The following is a 15,982-nucleotide window of genomic DNA, read 5'->3' on the forward strand; positions in this document are numbered from 1 at the left end:
CAAAACAAGCCGGAAACTCCAATCTTCAAGAGCACAAAAAGTCTCAAATCATTCCACGACGGACACGCTTTATTACCGTCATCGTTATCCCGCAGAGATAATTGCCGAAGCCGTTTGGTTGTATTTTCGCTTTTCACTGAGCTTTCGCATGGTTGAAGATATGCTGGCTTATCGCGGGATCTTCGTCACGCACAAGACCGTGCATGAATGGGCTGAAAAGTTGGGCCGCGACTATGCCAACACGATCCGGCGCGCCGTACGCCCCGCCTTGGTGATAAGTGGCACCTGGATGAAGTTGTCATCACGATCAAGGGCGAGCGGAATTTTCTGTGGCGTGCCGGCGATCAGGGTGGCTTTGTGCTCGCGGTGCTGGTGCAGAAGCGCCGCAATACCAAGGCTGCGAAGCGCTTCATCCGTAAACTCTTGTTAAGCCAAGGTGTTGCTCCCCGCGTCATGATCACGGATAAGTTGGGCTCTTACGCTGCCGCCAACCGGGCAATAGGCCTCACCCTTTGTGATCATCGCCAGCATAAAGGTTTGAACAACCGTGCTGAGAATTCGCATCAGCCGATCCGGTGACGTGAGCGGGTCATGAAGCGGTTTAAATCGGAACGACATTTGCAACGCTTCGCATCCATTCACGATCCGATTTACAACCTTCACTATTTTCCCCGCAATCGCTTAACCTCAACAGACCACCGCGAAATGCGCCTCGCCGCCACCAACATCTGGCACGAGGTCGCATGCCTGAAATCCGCATAATATCACATCATAGACCGAATGGCGTCCGTGATCAGATTAAAGTAACGGTGCCCACCATTGCTCATCTGTAAGGCTTCTTCTACTCAAGGTTGTTCTCCTTCAACAACCTTGAATCACAATGGAGCGCAAAAGAGAACCATTGAATGCAGCCAAGACCTAGAACACATTTTTCATGTGCGCAATGATATGCAGACTGACGGGTTTTCAAGAATACAATTCATTGTATTCTTGCTTGTCTTCAACGGATTAAAGCTTAAACGATTGTCAATATACGTTTTAGGATTCTAGGTTATAACGATGGATAAACGCCACTTGTTGAAAATTGACCGCAAAGCCGCAGAACAGCGGAAATGGGTGGTTTTTATGGGGTTAGGTATCCTGCTTGTATCCGGCGGGGGGCTTTGTTTATTACTTCCGGTTTTCTCAGAGTTTGCCGCCAGCACGATTTTTGGTGTTGTGCTCATTGGTATCGGCGTCGTTAAGATCATTCAGTCGCTTTGGGTGAAGAGCTGGGCGGGATTTGTCTGGCAGGAGCTATCAGGTGCGGCGGAGCTGGTGGGTGGTGTCATGATTTATCTCAATCCACTCAAAGGTGCGCTTGCTATTACGCTTTTGATAGCCATCGTCTTGTTCGTCCATGGTTTCATGCAAATTGCAATGTCCATAAAAATTAAACCGGAGGGTGGATGGTGGTGGTTTGCCCTTTCCGGACTTATTGGACTCACTGCGAGCGGTGTTCTTGTTCTTAAAGTACCGCTGACAAAAGCGCTTCCGTCAGGTTCAATTGCGGGAATAGCTCTTTTGATTGCTGGACTTGCTTATCTTGGAAGTGCATTGAGTACGCGAAAAGCTTGAATTGACGAGCAGACGGAATAGGCTGCAAGGCTTGTTCCCGTTTCAAATCAGTTGGCTATATCGAACCGCTGCCGCCTTTCGCGCAGATAGTAATGGGTATTATATGAGCTTTAGCAGGGTTAGAGACATGATGAAGCTGATAAGGGAAGTGGCCGTGCGGATTTTAAATGGCTCTGTTCGCCGATATACAAAATGCGCAGAAAGAGGTTCATTTTCATTGCTTATCGCGATGATAGCCTCTGTTGCCTTGCTAGCTGGTTGTTCGCAGGAAGCCGAGCAGGCGCCTCAACAGATAAGGCCTGTTCAGGTAACCACTGTCGAGCGTGGTGCGGCTGGGCAAACATCAACATTTACCGGCCAAATACAGGCGCAGGATGAGGCGGCCATGGCGTTCCGCTTATCGGGCCGGATGATCGAACGCGCCGTTAATGTTGGCGACAGGGTCACAGCAGGTCAAGTTATCGCACGCTTGGACGCGCAAAATGCGATGAATACACTCCGCTCTGCTCGCGCGGCGCTGGCTGCGGCGGAAAGCCAGCTCGTAATGTCGAGAAATGCTTTTAACCGTCAAGATCAGTTGCTTCGCAATGGTTTCACGACGCGTTCCAGTCACGATGCCGCGCGCTCTGCAATGGATACTGCTTTGTCGAGCGTTGACAGCGCACAGGCGCAAGTGAAAATCGCCGAGGATAATCTTGGTTATACAAACCTGATTGCTGACGCTCCTGGCACTGTGACGGCGCGCGGTGCTGAACCCGGTGAAATTGTTCAGGCAGGACAAATGATCGTGCAACTCGCGCGCCAGGACGGGCGAGATGGCGTATTTGATGTACCTGCATCGGTACTTAGGGAAGCTGCGCCGGATTCCGTTATTACTGTCTCGCTTGCGGATGATCCATCGATCAAAGCCACAGGGCGAGTGCGTGAAGTTGCGCCGCAAGCAGATCCGATTACCCGTACATTCCGTGTTCGGGTTGGTCTTGATAATGCGCCGGATGCGATGCGCCTTGGCTCGACTGTCAATGGGCAGGTTACCATTGAGAATTATGCCTTGATTGAAATTCCAGCCACTGCACTGACTGCGGTGAACAATGCACCAGCAGTATGGGTGTTGAATCCCGAAACGAATACGGTTGCCTTGCAGAATATTGAGATTGGCCGTTTTGGTAACGTCTCCGTAGGGGTCGCCTCTGGTTTGAGTGCGGGCGATATTGTCGTTACCGCAGGCGTGCAGGCCTTATATCCTGGACAGAAGGTCCGTTTGCTCAATACGGCGGGGGAATAATGCGTTTCAATCTTTCCTCATGGGCTGTTCGCGAGCGGCAACTTGTCATCTTTTTGATGATGGTCGTTCTGGGTGCAGGCTTGTTTGCCTATAGCCGTCTCGGACGCGCAGAAGACCCGTCCTTTGTTATCAAAACAATGGTTGTGCAGGCTGCGTGGCCGGGTGCCAACATGACTGATACATTGCAGCAAGTAACCGAGCGACTTGAGCGAACGCTGCAAGAGACGCCGCACCTTGATAATGTTCGCAGTTTCACGCGTCCGGGCGTCGCCACCATATTCGTCAATCTTGATGGCAGCGCGAGTGCCAAGGAGGTCGAAAATACCTGGTATATCGTGCGCAAGCGTGTCGCTGATATGCGTCATACGTTACCTCAAGGCGTCGTGGGGCCAGGTTTTAACGATGAGTTCGGCGATACTTTCGGCTTGATATACGGGTTCACAGCCGATGGATTTACGCACCGTCAGTTGCGAGACTATGTGGAGAGCGCTCGTTCTCAATTGCTCAAAGTACCCGATGTCGCAAAAATTGAACTGCTTGGAGAGCAGGACGAACAGATATTCGTTGAATTTTCGATGCGGGAGCTGGCAAATCTTGGCATAGATCGCTCGGCATTGATTGCAGCTTTGCGGGCTCAGAATGTCGTTCAGCCTTCTGGCGCCATTATGACTGGCGATGAGAATCTTGCGATCGATGTTTCCGGCGGATTTGGAACGGAACAGGACATTGCAAATATCAACTTTGCCGTGAATGGCCGCATGATAAGGCTGGCAGATATCGCAACTGTTACACGCGGCTATTCTGATCCTCCGAAACCAATGTTTCGCGTAAACGGCGAGCCGGGAATTGGTATGGCGATCGCAATGCGTGAAGGTGGTGACATTCTCCGGCTTGGGCAGAATATCAATGCCGAAATGCAAAAAATCACCGCGAGTTTGCCGCATGGAATTGAGCCGCATTTGGTGGCGGATCAGTCGGTTACGGTGCGTAGTGCCATAGGCGAATTTATGACGTCCCTTGGACAGGCCGTCGTCATTATACTCATTGTCAGCTTTATCGCTCTCGGGATCCGTGCGGGGCTGATGGTCGCCATCACAATCCCGCTGACGCTCGCTGCCGTTTTTGCTGTCATGTGGCTGTTCAACATTGACATGCAACGTATATCGCTCGGAGCCTTGATCATTGCATTGGCCCTGATGGTCGATGATGCCATGACGACAACCGATGCAACATTGGGCAGACTGGCCATAGGAGAGACAAAGGAAATTGCGGCGGTTTATGCCTTCAAGACTTATGCTTTTGCGATGCTTGCCGGCACACTTGTAACAATTGCAGGCTTTGTACCGATCGGCTTTGCAGCGAGTTCAGCGGGTGAATACACGTTCAGCCTGTTCGCTGTCGTTAGCATCGCGCTTGTGGTGTCCTGGTTTGTTGCCGTCGTCTTTGCGCCACTTATAGGGCTCTATGTGCTCAAGGCGCCAACAAAGACCGGGCGTGAACCCAGCCGTGTCATGCGATCTTATCGGCATTTTCTATCAATTGCCCTCAAGGGCAAGTGGATTACAATCGCGTTAACACTAGGCCTTTTTATTATTTCGCTTCTGCTTTTGCCGCTCATCCCACGCCAGTTTTTCCCCTCATCAGACAGGCCCGAGCTTCTCGTTGATCTCGAGTTGCCACAGAATGCATCGATATACGCGACAGAACGTGCGATGCAGCGCCTGGACGTCATTTTAAAAGATGATCCAGATGTCGAACGATGGAGCGGGTATGTGGGACGCGGAGCGGTGCGTTTTTACCTGCCATTGGATGCGAAACTTCCCAACGACTTTTTTGGGCAGGCAGTTGTTGTTGCCAAAGATGTGAAGGCCCGTCTTCGGCTGCAGGATAAGCTGACAAAACTGCTTGAAGAGGACTTTCCAAATATCGTCAGCCGGGTCTCTCCACTTGAACTTGGACCGCCAGTTGGGTGGCCAATTCAATATCGTGTGCTTGGTCCGGATTTGAGCCAGATACGGGATATTGCTTATAAGTTGGCGGAGGTCATTGCGACCAATCCTTTGACCGAAACCGTCAATTACCAATGGGCGATGCCTTCACGCGAAATTCGTATTCAGATTGATCAGGACAAGGCGCGATTGCTTGGACTGTCTACGGAAACGATCGGACGTGTTTTAAATACGGTGGTGACAGGCGCACCGGTTACGCAAGTGCGAGATGGCATCTATCTGGTCAACGTCGTTTTGCGAGCGACAGATGAACAGCGCGTTTCGCTTGATACATTGCGAACCATTCAGGTTCCGGTGCGAGATGGTCGAACCGTGCCACTTAGCCAATTTGCGAGTTTTGAATATGAACAAAGCTATCCGCTGGTTTGGCGACGTAACCGAACCCCTAGTTTAACTGTTCAGGCCGATATCGTCGCAGGTGCTCTACCCGAAACGGTTGTTCAGCAGTTAGCGCCAGCGATTGCTGGGCTCCAACAAAATCTGCCGCCGGATTATCACATCGAAATTGGCGGAACTGTTGAGGAAAGTGCTGCGTCGCTTGCTTCGGTGAAGGCGGTCGTCCCCGTCATGATTTTGATAATGTTTGTTGTCCTCATGTTCCAGCTGCGGCGCTTTTCATTGACACTGCTGGTGGTCAGCGTGGCTCCGCTCGGTCTGATCGGTGTGGTTCTTGCTTTGCTTGTGTCCGGTCGCCCGCTGGGGTTTGTAGCCATTTTGGGCGTGCTTGCTCTTATCGGAATGATCATCAAGAACGCGGTGATCCTGGTTGGGCAGATAGAGGCTGAAAGGAAAGCCGGCAAGGCTATTGAGGATGCCGTCCTCGACGCATCCTCGGCTCGCTTCACACCGATCATGTTAACAGCTGTATCCACTGTGCTAGGCATGGTTCCTATTGCTCCCACGGTTTTCTGGGGGCCGATGGCATTCGCGATTATGGGCGGATTACTTGTTGCGACGCTTCTCACACTGGTCTTCCTGCCTGCACTCTATGTTTCTTTAATTAAAGAATCCGACTTGGAAAAAACCGTGGAGGCTCCTCGTTGAGGATATTGGGCGTCTGAAAGACGAAGGACGTCTCGGCACTGGGAGTGGGTCATCAGACCTCCACCCGGTGCCGGGACTGACTTAAAAACCAAAAAAGATACCCATTTCAGGGTACTTTGCCTGTTTGACAAAAAATCCGCTCTTTCTGCAGCCTCTCTTATCGATGGCCCAGTCGCTCAACAATACGAACAGGCAGATGAAGTGCTAGAGATGCTTGTTCGAAAGTGCTCTGACCAACAGACCGGAAGGTCGTATCCAGGCCAGCATACTCGTCTGTGATCATACGACGTAACAGATGTCCTGATCCAAGGAGACTGATGAGCGTATTTGAACTTGCAAAAAGGGTGTGACTTCCATTCTCGACCTGAGAAATATCCAGAACCTGAATATTTTTCTTCTGTAGAGAGGCGATATCATGACCACTACCAATCCGTGGTTCTCCGCCTGCAAGTCGCCGTGAGATATCAAGGGCACGATCTCGGCGGGAGACGACAATGGTAAATGGCTGGGGAAGCATTTCGATGTCCGCAAGCTGGCTGTTGAAAAGATCCGGGTCCAGATCAGGCGCTGCGAGCATAACGCCGCTGATACGGCTTAGAATATCATAGCGCTTTTCTAACGAGAGGGTTCTAAGTGCTTCCATGATGACGAGTCCGCCCATGGAGTGACCCACAAGAACGATTCCGTTCGATTTGGATTTTGCCAACATTTCAAGGGTTTCAGACAACCCTCGGCGCGCAATGAGGGCGCTGTCTCGATCATATACATAACGGGCGAATGACGAAGCCGAAGCCCATGAAAAATGAACTGGAACGCCTGATATACCGTAATCATGCACGATTTGCGCATTACGGAATAAGCCCTCAGCGAAATTGTTATTATAACCATGAACGAAGAGGAACACTTCTCGCTGAGAGGGCGCTCGGCTATCAAGTCTTTCATTAAGCTCGCGTAGAGCGTCGCTTTGAGATGGCACCATTTTGTAACCAAAAGCCGTGAAATTGCGTCGCGGATCGGGATTGCGGGATGCAGTCTCCACGGTGCCGGCACGGTGGAATTCAGGAATACGTACATTGATGGTTGAAAGATTGAGTTGGTTCGCTCTTGCACGCGTATAAAGAGTATTCGTGTGGTCGGCAGCCTGTCGCACGGTTGCAACCAGAAACGGAACAGATGAAGATGTGGCGACATATGCCGCTGTCGTGCCCAGACCTGTACTTGCTCTATTATTGGCGCAGCCAGCAATCATCAGAAGGCTCAACAAGACGACAAAAAAGTCTCTGCATTTCAACCAGCCGTGCACTGACATTCCAGCCTCGTATTTTATCATGCCTCTCCGAGCGACAGAATGAGATGGAGCCTCTTGTCAGGTCCGAGAGATCAATATTCCTTGCTTATATTCAGTATTGTAAGCGGATTGCCAATCTTCAATCTTTCTTAAATCATTAATTATTGTGGTCACTTAGCTCATAATTAAAATGGAACTTAAAAATATCACAGCAAAGATGCATAATTTTTGTTGTATCGATTATATTCATATGTTCAGGTTTTTTGGTATATTAGTGTTTAGCCACAAGGCTAGAAATATCACATTGGGGGCGTTATGGAACTTCTCAATCCTCTCGTGGACTCGGAAAAATCCTATATTTCCACTGGAACTCTCCCGCCGGCTGAGCAGGTTAAAAACCTTGTTAGCGAAGCACATGAGCGGTTTTTAAATATTGAATTAGGGCAGAATTCCCAAGTCTATCCCGCGCTGGCTAAAGTTCCGGAATCGCTATTTGGAATCTGTGTTGTCGGCGTAGATGGGCGGGTATTCGCGGTCGGCGATGCTGATCATGAATTCACAATCATGAGTGTCTCCAAACCTTTCATCTTTGCGCTGATTTGTGATTTGATTGGTGCAACGGGTGCTCGCGAACGCTTGGGCGTCAATGCGACGGGTTATTCTTTCAATTCTCTTGCTGGCATCGAGCGGGACAAGGAGGGGCGCACCAACCCCATGGTGAATGCTGGTGCGATTGCAACAACAAGCCTTGTTCCGGGACAAACGGAAGATGAGAAATGGCAGTTTATTCTTAACGGACTGTCGCGCTTTGCCGGTCGCCAACTCAGTATCAATGAAGAGGTTTATACCTCGGCATCAGAAACAAATTTTCGGAACCGCAGCATCGCTTGGATGCTAGAAAGTGCAGGTCGCATCTATTGTGATCCCACGGAGGCTGTTGAGTTATATACGCGCCAGTGTTCATTGAATGTCAGTGCCCGCGATCTGGCTGTTATGGGTGCAACTCTGGCGAATGGCGGCGTCAATCCGATCACGCGAGAGCAGGTCGTCAAGCCGGATGTGTGTCACTACGCACTCGCAGTGATGCTCACTGCCGGCCTTTACGAAACATCGGGTGATTGGCTTTATGAAATCGGACTGCCTGGGAAAAGCGGTATCGGAGGGGGTATCGTGACTGTATCGCCGGGGAAAGGCGGATTAGGAACATTTGCACCACCGCTCGACGAGGCTGGAAATAGTGTCAAGGGCCAGTTGGCAGCACAATTTTTGTCACAGCGTTTGGGACTTGATCTCCTGGTCTCTAATCCCAACAGCTAATCAGCTTTTTATAAAGATATCAGCTCATACATTCCGAGAGGGAATTAATCGTCATGGCTGTTTCAAAGGTCAGTTCACCAGAACAACAGAACTCATGGATACCCATGATCGCTATCGCCTTCGGGCAGGCCATCATGTCTTTTAATGTTGCATCGCTACCGGTGGCACTTGGTGGCATGGTTGAGAGTTTCGGCGTCGCACCGACTACCGTTGCGACCGGAATTGTTGCCTATTCTATGATCGTAGCTGGCTTTGTAATGTTGGGTGCAAAGCTTGTGCAGAAATTTGGCGCATTGCATGTATTCCGGCTAGCGGTGATCGTGTTTGGTGTTGCACAGGTCATTATGACATTGAGCCCCAACGCTACGGCAATGATTTCGGCTCAGGCGCTTTGCGGTGCAGCGGGTGCTGTAATCGTTCCCGCCTTGGTTGCTCTGATTGCCGAAAACTACCAAGGAAATCAGCAGGCAACTGCTCTCGGTGCCCTGGGCTCGGCACGTGCAGGTGCTGGCGTACTTGCCTTCCTTATTGGCGGTATGCTTGGAACTTACATTGGATGGCGCCCAGTATTCGGTATTCTCGTTGCAGTTTCCGCACTTGTTCTCGTTTTAAGTTTCCGTCTGAAGCCCGATCATGGCCGGCCTGATGTTAAAATTGATGGGATCGGCGTGCTTCTAGCCGCATCTGCCATCATTGCAATCAGCTTTGGCTTTAATAATCTGAATGGCTGGGGGCTTGTTTTCGCTCGTTCAAATGCTCCTTTTAACTTGCTCGGCGTTTCACCAGCACCGATCCTTATCGTCTTCGGGATCGTTTTGGGACAAGCATTTTTCTTATGGACCAGAAGGCGCGAAGCGAAAAACCTGACGCCTCTACTTCCTCTTCAGGTTCTGGATTCACCGCAAGAGCGGGCCGCTGTTTTTGCGATGTTTGCTGTTGTCGCGCTTGAAGCTGCGCTGAATTTTTCGGTTCCCCTTTATATTCAGATTGTGCAGGGACGTTCTCCGCTCGCAACAGCCGTGGCTATGTTGCCTTTCAACCTGACGGTATTCTTTGCCGCCATGTTGATCGTTAAACTGTATGGCAAGCTGTCGCCGCGGCAGATAGGGCGATATGGTTTCGGCCTGTGTGCGGTTGCTCTGGTCTGGCTCGCTTTTGTGGTTCGCAATGACTGGAGTTCAATACCGGTCCTGTTCGGTTTGATACTTTTTGGCATCGGTCAGGGAGCATTGGTAACACTGCTTTTCAATGTTCTGGTGACTTCATCGCCGAAAGAACTCGCAGGCGATGTTGGATCGCTAAGAGGAACGACAAACAATCTTGCAGCAGCGGTCGGTACCGCTGTTTCGGGAGCTTTGCTTGTCGGATTGCTCAGCAGTGCTGTTATGCGTCAGTTGGCTGAAAATCCGACTTTGCCGATCGAAATTCAGTCGGAAGTCAACCTTGATAGCATCACTTTCGTCAGCAATGATCAGTTGGCTGGAGTTATCGCGGCGACGAGCGCATCGCCTGAGCAAAAGCTTGAGGCATTACGCATCAACACAGAGTCTCGGCTTCTCGCTCTAAAAATCGGCTTTCTGATAATGGCTGGATTGGCGCTCGTGTCCATCCTGCCCGCCGGCCGTCTTCCAAACTATCGTGCAGGTGAAATCCCAAAACCTGAATAAGTTTGGCACTAACGATCTTACTACTCCCGGAGCAGAAAAATGAAAGCCGCCGGGAGTAGCAGCGGATTGCGCAATACTTATATAAATTCTTGCATAACTTACGGCGTTAAAATCTTAATTATCTATTATTAATTTTCTGATTTATAAAATATTGCTATTTATATATTCGTTGCCAATCGCATGCTTTGTGGCGTGTGCTGCCAAAGCTAACATGCTAATTATCATTGACTTAGATAAATACTTCATCGGTAGAAGTATACGTACTTCTTCTCTTTCCGATTTTAGATTTTCTAGGAGGCCTATCTCTTCCGAAGTTTCAAAAATATTTTTTTACGTGTGACCATGACAGCAGTAGATCCCCTGCGATACGAGAAAAGGGGTACGATATAAGGCTTTGTCGCAAATTTTTTGCCCGGTTAAAGACGGCCATATCTGTGGACGCAATTATGCTGCGAGCTGTGCGAAGACCTTGAATGGCGAGCGGTTGTTGTTGGCGAATTGCTTCTTGCGGATCATATGCGCCACTTCGATGCCAGCAATTGTCGCTGAAGCTGAATGGAATGCTTTGAAGCCTAATGTGTGTTTAGTGATCCGCTTAATGAACCGATGGTCCTGTTCAAGGATGTTGTTCAAATATTTGGCCTGCAGGATTTCAATCATCTTACCTGTGCCCGTGATTTTCAGGATCGTGTTGATAGCCTGTGCGCCAGCTAAATTCGCCCCGCTCTTATCAATGACGATTTTGTTAGGAACACCATTGCTTGCAATGGCTTTCCTAAAGAAACGCCTTGCTGTGCCGATATTTCGGCGCTCAGAGAGCATGAAGTCAAGAGTTTGGCCATCACGATCTACGGCTCTATACAGATAGGTCTAGTTCCCTTTGACCTTTATATAAGTCTCGTCAACACGCCATGAGCCAGATGTTGGTCGCTTACGTTTCTGTGCCTGATCTGCAATCTGTGGCGCATATCGAACGACCCAACGGTTTAAGGTTGCATGATCAACATCGACGCCTCGTTCGGCCATAATTTCCTGAAGGTCACGATAGGAGGCAGGGTAACGAAGGTAGAAGAATACGGCATAAAGAATGACGCTTTTGGGGAAATGAGCCCCTTTGAAATCGACAGCCATTCGCTCGCATCTCGTTCAAATAAACATAACGGACGCATTTAACTCAACAGAAGTGAAAATTTTGCGACAAAGCCTGCCTCTTTCAGGTCACGGCTTTCACGACCCAGTGACCGAACCTCGTCACTGGTCGCCGAGCGGGCCGTATCGCCAGCAAGGCGTTTCTTGCCAGCTTCGAGAAACTCCTTCGACCAGCTATAATACAGGCTCTCGCCGATCCCCTCACGGCGACAAATCCCGGCAATGCTGTCCTCGCCACGCAGGCCTTCCAACACAATACGGATTTTATCCTCTGCAGAATAATGCTTGCGCGTCGCGCGCCGTATATCCTTCATCGTCTTCTCAGCGGTAGACGTTTGCGGAACGGGTTTCTGTCTCATCTTTGCTTCCTTTAATTGAGCTATGATGAGCCGAAAGTCCTCTCTGCTCAATTAACACTGTTTGGTCTCAAAGGCGTTGATGTCGGACAAAACGGCAACATAAACATCGTCATCACCATTCACATCAGAAGCAAAGGCCAGTCTCTTCGAATCTGGGGCCCAGACAACGCTATGACTATAGGCACCTGATGGAGAGGTGGGAAACGCCAATCCACCATCATTATCTGTCAGGAAAACTTGGCCCCGATGTGTGAAGGCGATTAGCTTTGCGTCTGGTGAACGAGCTGGTTTCTGAACCCAGCGTGTTGGTTGACCGGTAAAATCCGCGAAAGTCTGGCTGGGAAGAGAAATAGCTAGCGTGATAACAGACATGAAAATCATAAATCCGTACTTGGTCATGATTTACCACTTTTTAAACATTGTGTTGAGATTGGTGAAGAGGTTGAAAGAAAGAGGGAGGGCTGTCATTAAACGTCTACTGGTTGTATTTTAGAATGTGGAGCTTTATATTCAGGCGGAAGCTGTGGATAAAACCGTTGCAGGCGGAAAACGCGTTTTCATTTCTAGCAGAAAATTATGAGATATTTTAAAATTATAATGCGTGAAAAAGATATCACTGAAATTTGGTATAGTGCAATTCGGATGCGGTAACGCGAGATGCAATATTTCCGCGGAATCTTACTGATTTTAATGCCGGTATTGCGATTAATATTTATATAGAAAAATTGTTATAAGTTTATAATGCGAGTTGTCGCTTTTTATAAGTATTTAATACGCGCATATTTGTGCTTTTTATATATGAAAATCGATAAATATACATTATACATTAATTATAATAAAATAAAATATTTACTAAATATAAATAATATTTAAATTAACGTAGTATTGTTGGAAATTTTTTATTTTGTATATTTATTCTAAATATTTCTTTGAAAATTATAATCTATAGCTATAATCGGTTTCGAGGGGATTACATATCTATCACCAATGTTGTTAGGTATGTCAGTATTTTCTAAATGGAACGTGTAGTAGAAATGGAATTGGGGTGGGTATGTTTTCTGTGAAAAGTGGCTTAAAATTTTTGTTTTTGTCGACTTCACTTATGACGCCACATTTGGCTTTTTCACAGGACATCCCGCAAGTTTTTTCAAGTGCCGCTGATGCTGAATATTATGCTAATTGGGGGCTTGATATGATTAATGCGCTGCCTGCTTATCAGAAAGGGTTTGCAGGCAAAAGCGTAACGGTTGCTGTTATCGATTCAGGACTTGATATTAATCATCCTGAATTTGCAGGACGCATTTCGCCGGCTTTATATAATTTTGGCACCGATAATGACTCTCTCGATACTTTCCCGTCTTTTGATGACGATGGATCTCTGAATGGGCATGGCCAACATGTGGCCGGGATTATTGGTGCTGGCCGTAATGGCTTTGGTATGCAAGGTGTAGCCTATGACGCGACAATCATGCCATTGCGTGCAATCGAAGTTGCAGAGGATGATGATGGGTTACCTGCTTCTGATCGGGCGATAATTTATGCTGCTGACCATGGTGCAAAGGTACTTAACGGAAGTTATGGGCCCAATACATTTCCAATGCCAACCGTCGATGGTGTACCCAATCCGAATTATCAGGTTCTCGATTACCAATTGATGATCGAGACCCCGGATGATCTTCAAGTAACCTACGAAGCGATGAAATACGCAGCTGAAAAAGACGTTGTCATGGTTTTTGCAGCTGGTAACGAACGCGAGGACCAGCCCGGTTACTATACTTCTATGCCAACTGGAAACGGTATGCTCCCGCTGATTACATCTGACTTCATCAACTCAGAAAAAATCAGATTTTTGGATATGGATTTTGAAGACGATATCAATCCGAACGACCCCGCCACATATCGCTTTCTTAGTCCCGCGGACCCGTCTCTGGTAAATATGGATTTCTCTGATTTGAAAGGGTCGCTGATCGTTGTTGTCTCAGTCGGGCGTGATGGCAATATCGCTCCGTACAGCAACGAGTGTGGTGAGACAGCAGAATGGTGTATGGCAGCGCCTGGCGGGGTGATGATGTCGGAGGATGATGATCCTGACGGCATCTACTCCACTTGGCCACAAGGTGATGCCACAAATGATAATAGCGATTATAAGTATGAGCAAGGAACATCGATGGCGTCTCCGCACGTTGCAGGCGCTGCAGCTGTGGTGCGATCGGCATTTCCATACTTAAATGCACGGCAGACGATGGAAACGATCCTCACAACCGCGACCAAACAAGGTTTTGAAGACGAAGCCAAGTTTGGGCAAGGACTTTTAAACCTTGGATTAGCAGTCGATGGTCCTATGGCGTTTCGTTACAACGGCGTTTTCAACGTCGATACTCAGGGCTATTCTTCAATATGGTCCAACTCGATTTCCGGTATTGGCGATCTGACGAAGCGTGGTGAAGGCATTCTCGCTTTAGAAGGGGAGAACAGCTATGAAGGCGGAACGAAAATCGTTGGTGGTGTACTTGAGATAAATGGCAGAGTAAGTTCGCCTACAGAGGTTTCCGAAACCGGTACGATTGCTGGACGTGGCTTCGTTGGTGACTTGACCTTGTTCAATGGCGGGAGAATCGCACCCGGCAGTGTGTTGAACCCTGAAAATGCGATTGGTAGACTCACCGTTAGCGGGATTTTTACTCAGCAAAGCGGCTCAGCTTATGTTGCGGATTTTGTTTCCGGTACTGAGCCCAAAGCAGGGCTTGACCAGATTATTGTTGATGGTGCTGCCAATCTTCAAGACGGCAGCTCATTTGAATTGATCTATCAGGGGACTACTTCTGGTGTAGACGCATTTTCTCGCGCTGTAGTGCTAAGTGCGACAGGTGGTGTAAACGGCACGTATGGTGAGATTTCTGGATCATACGTTAACAACGCGCGATTTATCGATTTCGTGCTGCATTATGACGCAAACAACGTTTTCCTCAATACAAGCCGTTCTGCAGTAGCCTTTGCCGATGTTGCAAATAGCCAAAATCAGGTGTCTACGGCGGAAGCACTGGAAAGCCAAGGCTCGGGAGGTGTACTCTACGATAATATTTTGTTCCTAACACAGCAAGACGCCCGTCGCGCTTACGATCAACTATCTGGAGAAGCCTATGCTTCCATCCAGGCAACATTTATCAATAATAGTGCCTATACGCGGTCGGTCGTTTATAACAACCTAGCACAAGTATTTGCTGCGCCGTCTATTTCTAATGGCCAATCTCCCGAGGACGTCAACTTTCCAACAGTTTGGGGACACGGATTTGGCGGATGGACGAACCTCTCTGGTGAAGGCATTGCCGCAAGAACAAAATCAAGTGTTGGCGGCTTCATAACTGGCGTCGACACGCAAGTCTTTGACACCTGGCGCTTTGGTGTACTTGCGAGCTATAGTCAGACAAATTTCCGGCTTAATGAGCGCATGTCGTCTGGGACAAGCGATGATTATACATTAGGTACCTATGCAGGCACGGAGACGCCTGCTGCTCTGGGCGTAGTCGCGCTTCGTTCTGGGTTGTCTTATACATGGCACAATATTGAAATGAAGCGTGGAATTGCCTTTGCTGACTTTGATGACAAGCTGCTAGCTGACTACAATGCCGGGACTTTTCAAGTTTTCGGTGAGTTGGGCTATAGGCTTGAACCCACCGAACAATCGAGAATCGAACCATACGTAAATCTTGCTTATGTTCGCCTGAAAACAGATGGCTTTTCAGAAAAAGATACTCATGGTGCTGGACTGAACGTCGAAGAGAGTACGATAAATACGGCGCTCTCGACTTTTGGTATTCGTGCGTCAACCGCTTTGAACAAGCATGTTGTCCCGGTGAAGGCACGTGCAGATATCGCATGGCATCGTGCCTATGGCGATGACCGCCCAACATCAGCGGCAAGCTTCGCGGGGTCCGACGGTTTTATCATCGGCGGAACCAGCGTTGGTAAGAACACGGCCCTTATTTCAGGCGGCTTTGATTTCGAGTTTAGCAAAGCTGCTCTGCTAAACGTCACTTATCAAGGGCAGTTCGGTTCGGGACTCACGCAAAATGGCGTGAATGTTAATTTACGCATGAACTTCTAAGTCAGTGTGTATATTTAGAGCGCGTCCATTGAACGCGGAATCGCGTTGAGGATTCCCTTGGTCGCCGAATTCTGATTCCATCGCTCCGACTGGTGATTTGGTTGGAGGCAATATGACCCGGGCTTTCAGTGATGATCTGCGT

Annotated in this window: 8 protein-coding genes and 3 pseudogenes; 7 read left to right on the forward strand and 4 right to left on the reverse strand. The window is 48.8% G+C overall.

What is annotated here, in order from left to right; all coding sequences use genetic code 11:
* The first annotated feature begins 97 nt into the window (after nucleotides 1–97).
* The 4 genes and pseudogenes from H5024_RS21070 to H5024_RS21085 all read left to right on the forward strand — a co-directional run bounded on the left by H5024_RS21070 (nucleotide 98) and on the right by H5024_RS21085 (nucleotide 5,955).
* Nucleotides 98–762: pseudogene (locus tag H5024_RS21070) on the forward strand (IS6 family transposase).
* A 297-nt stretch (nucleotides 763–1,059) separates the two neighbouring features.
* Nucleotides 1,060–1,617, forward strand: coding sequence for an HdeD family acid-resistance protein (locus H5024_RS21075; protein WP_187549100.1), 558 nt, complete (start codon nucleotides 1,060–1,062; stop codon nucleotides 1,615–1,617).
* Between the two features lie 127 nt (nucleotides 1,618–1,744).
* Nucleotides 1,745–2,902, forward strand: a complete 1,158-nt coding sequence (locus H5024_RS21080; protein ID WP_247875421.1) for an efflux RND transporter periplasmic adaptor subunit — start codon at nucleotides 1,745–1,747, stop codon at nucleotides 2,900–2,902.
* Nucleotides 2,902–5,955 (forward strand): efflux RND transporter permease subunit, encoded by a 3,054-nt coding sequence (locus tag H5024_RS21085; RefSeq protein ID WP_187549101.1) that lies wholly within the window; start codon nucleotides 2,902–2,904, stop codon nucleotides 5,953–5,955. The genes H5024_RS21080 and H5024_RS21085 overlap by 1 nt, the downstream gene beginning before the upstream one ends.
* 157 nt (nucleotides 5,956–6,112) lie before the next feature.
* Here the strand turns inward: H5024_RS21085 and H5024_RS21090 are convergent, their stop codons facing one another.
* A complete protein-coding gene (locus H5024_RS21090; protein WP_187549102.1) occupies nucleotides 6,113–7,264 on the reverse strand; it encodes an alpha/beta fold hydrolase in 1,152 nt (383 codons plus the stop codon).
* Nucleotides 7,265–7,558: 294 nt separating this feature from the next.
* On the opposite strand from H5024_RS21090, the gene glsA reads away from it, so the two are divergent.
* Both glsA and H5024_RS21100 read left to right on the forward strand, forming a co-directional pair.
* The gene (gene glsA / locus H5024_RS21095; RefSeq protein WP_187549103.1) at nucleotides 7,559–8,560 is read left to right on the forward strand and encodes a glutaminase A; all 1,002 of its coding nucleotides are present in this window, start codon (nucleotides 7,559–7,561) and stop codon (nucleotides 8,558–8,560) included.
* A gap of 53 nt (nucleotides 8,561–8,613) precedes the next feature.
* Nucleotides 8,614–10,227 carry an MFS transporter gene (locus H5024_RS21100; protein ID WP_187549104.1) on the forward strand — a complete coding sequence of 538 codons (1,614 nt, stop codon included), beginning with the start codon at nucleotides 8,614–8,616 and terminating at the stop codon, nucleotides 10,225–10,227.
* 444 nt (nucleotides 10,228–10,671) lie between these two features.
* On the opposite strand, the pseudogene H5024_RS21105 reads toward H5024_RS21100, so the two are convergent.
* From H5024_RS21105 to H5024_RS21115, 3 genes and pseudogenes are all read right to left on the reverse strand, one after another.
* A pseudogene (locus tag H5024_RS21105) lies at nucleotides 10,672–11,358 on the reverse strand (IS6 family transposase).
* A gap of 77 nt (nucleotides 11,359–11,435) precedes the next feature.
* Nucleotides 11,436–11,735, reverse strand: a pseudogene (locus tag H5024_RS21110) (transposase); the annotation flags it as partial.
* A 51-nt stretch (nucleotides 11,736–11,786) separates the two neighbouring features.
* On the reverse strand, nucleotides 11,787–12,134 hold the full coding sequence (locus H5024_RS21115; protein WP_187549105.1) for a PD40 domain-containing protein: 348 nt from the start codon (nucleotides 12,132–12,134) through the stop codon (nucleotides 11,787–11,789).
* A gap of 652 nt (nucleotides 12,135–12,786) precedes the next feature.
* Here H5024_RS21115 and H5024_RS21120 point away from each other — a divergent pair.
* Entirely contained in the window at nucleotides 12,787–15,840 is a 3,054-nt protein-coding gene (locus H5024_RS21120) for an autotransporter serine protease (protein WP_247875436.1), read from the forward strand.
* Nucleotides 15,841–15,982: the final 142 nt, after the last annotated feature.

The organism is Ochrobactrum sp. Marseille-Q0166, from assembly GCF_014397025.1.
Classification (GTDB): domain Bacteria; phylum Pseudomonadota; class Alphaproteobacteria; order Rhizobiales; family Rhizobiaceae; genus Brucella.

Bases quoted from the DNA above. Each gene is read 5' to 3' on its own strand.
- H5024_RS21115 (WP_187549105.1), bottom strand. From the start codon at position 12,134: ATGACCAAGTACGGATTTATGATTTTCATGTCTGTTATCACGCTAGCT.
- H5024_RS21090 (WP_187549102.1), bottom strand. From the start codon at position 7,264: ATGTCAGTGCACGGCTGGTTGAAATGCAGAGACTTTTTTGTCGTCTTG.
- H5024_RS21075 (WP_187549100.1), top strand. From the start codon at position 1,060: ATGGATAAACGCCACTTGTTGAAAATTGACCGCAAAGCCGCAGAACAG.
- H5024_RS21100 (WP_187549104.1), top strand. From the start codon at position 8,614: ATGGCTGTTTCAAAGGTCAGTTCACCAGAACAACAGAACTCATGGATA.
- H5024_RS21085 (WP_187549101.1), top strand. From the start codon at position 2,902: ATGCGTTTCAATCTTTCCTCATGGGCTGTTCGCGAGCGGCAACTTGTC.
- H5024_RS21080 (WP_247875421.1), top strand. From the start codon at position 1,745: ATGATGAAGCTGATAAGGGAAGTGGCCGTGCGGATTTTAAATGGCTCT.
- H5024_RS21120 (WP_247875436.1), top strand. From the start codon at position 12,787: ATGTTTTCTGTGAAAAGTGGCTTAAAATTTTTGTTTTTGTCGACTTCA.
- glsA (WP_187549103.1), top strand. From the start codon at position 7,559: ATGGAACTTCTCAATCCTCTCGTGGACTCGGAAAAATCCTATATTTCC.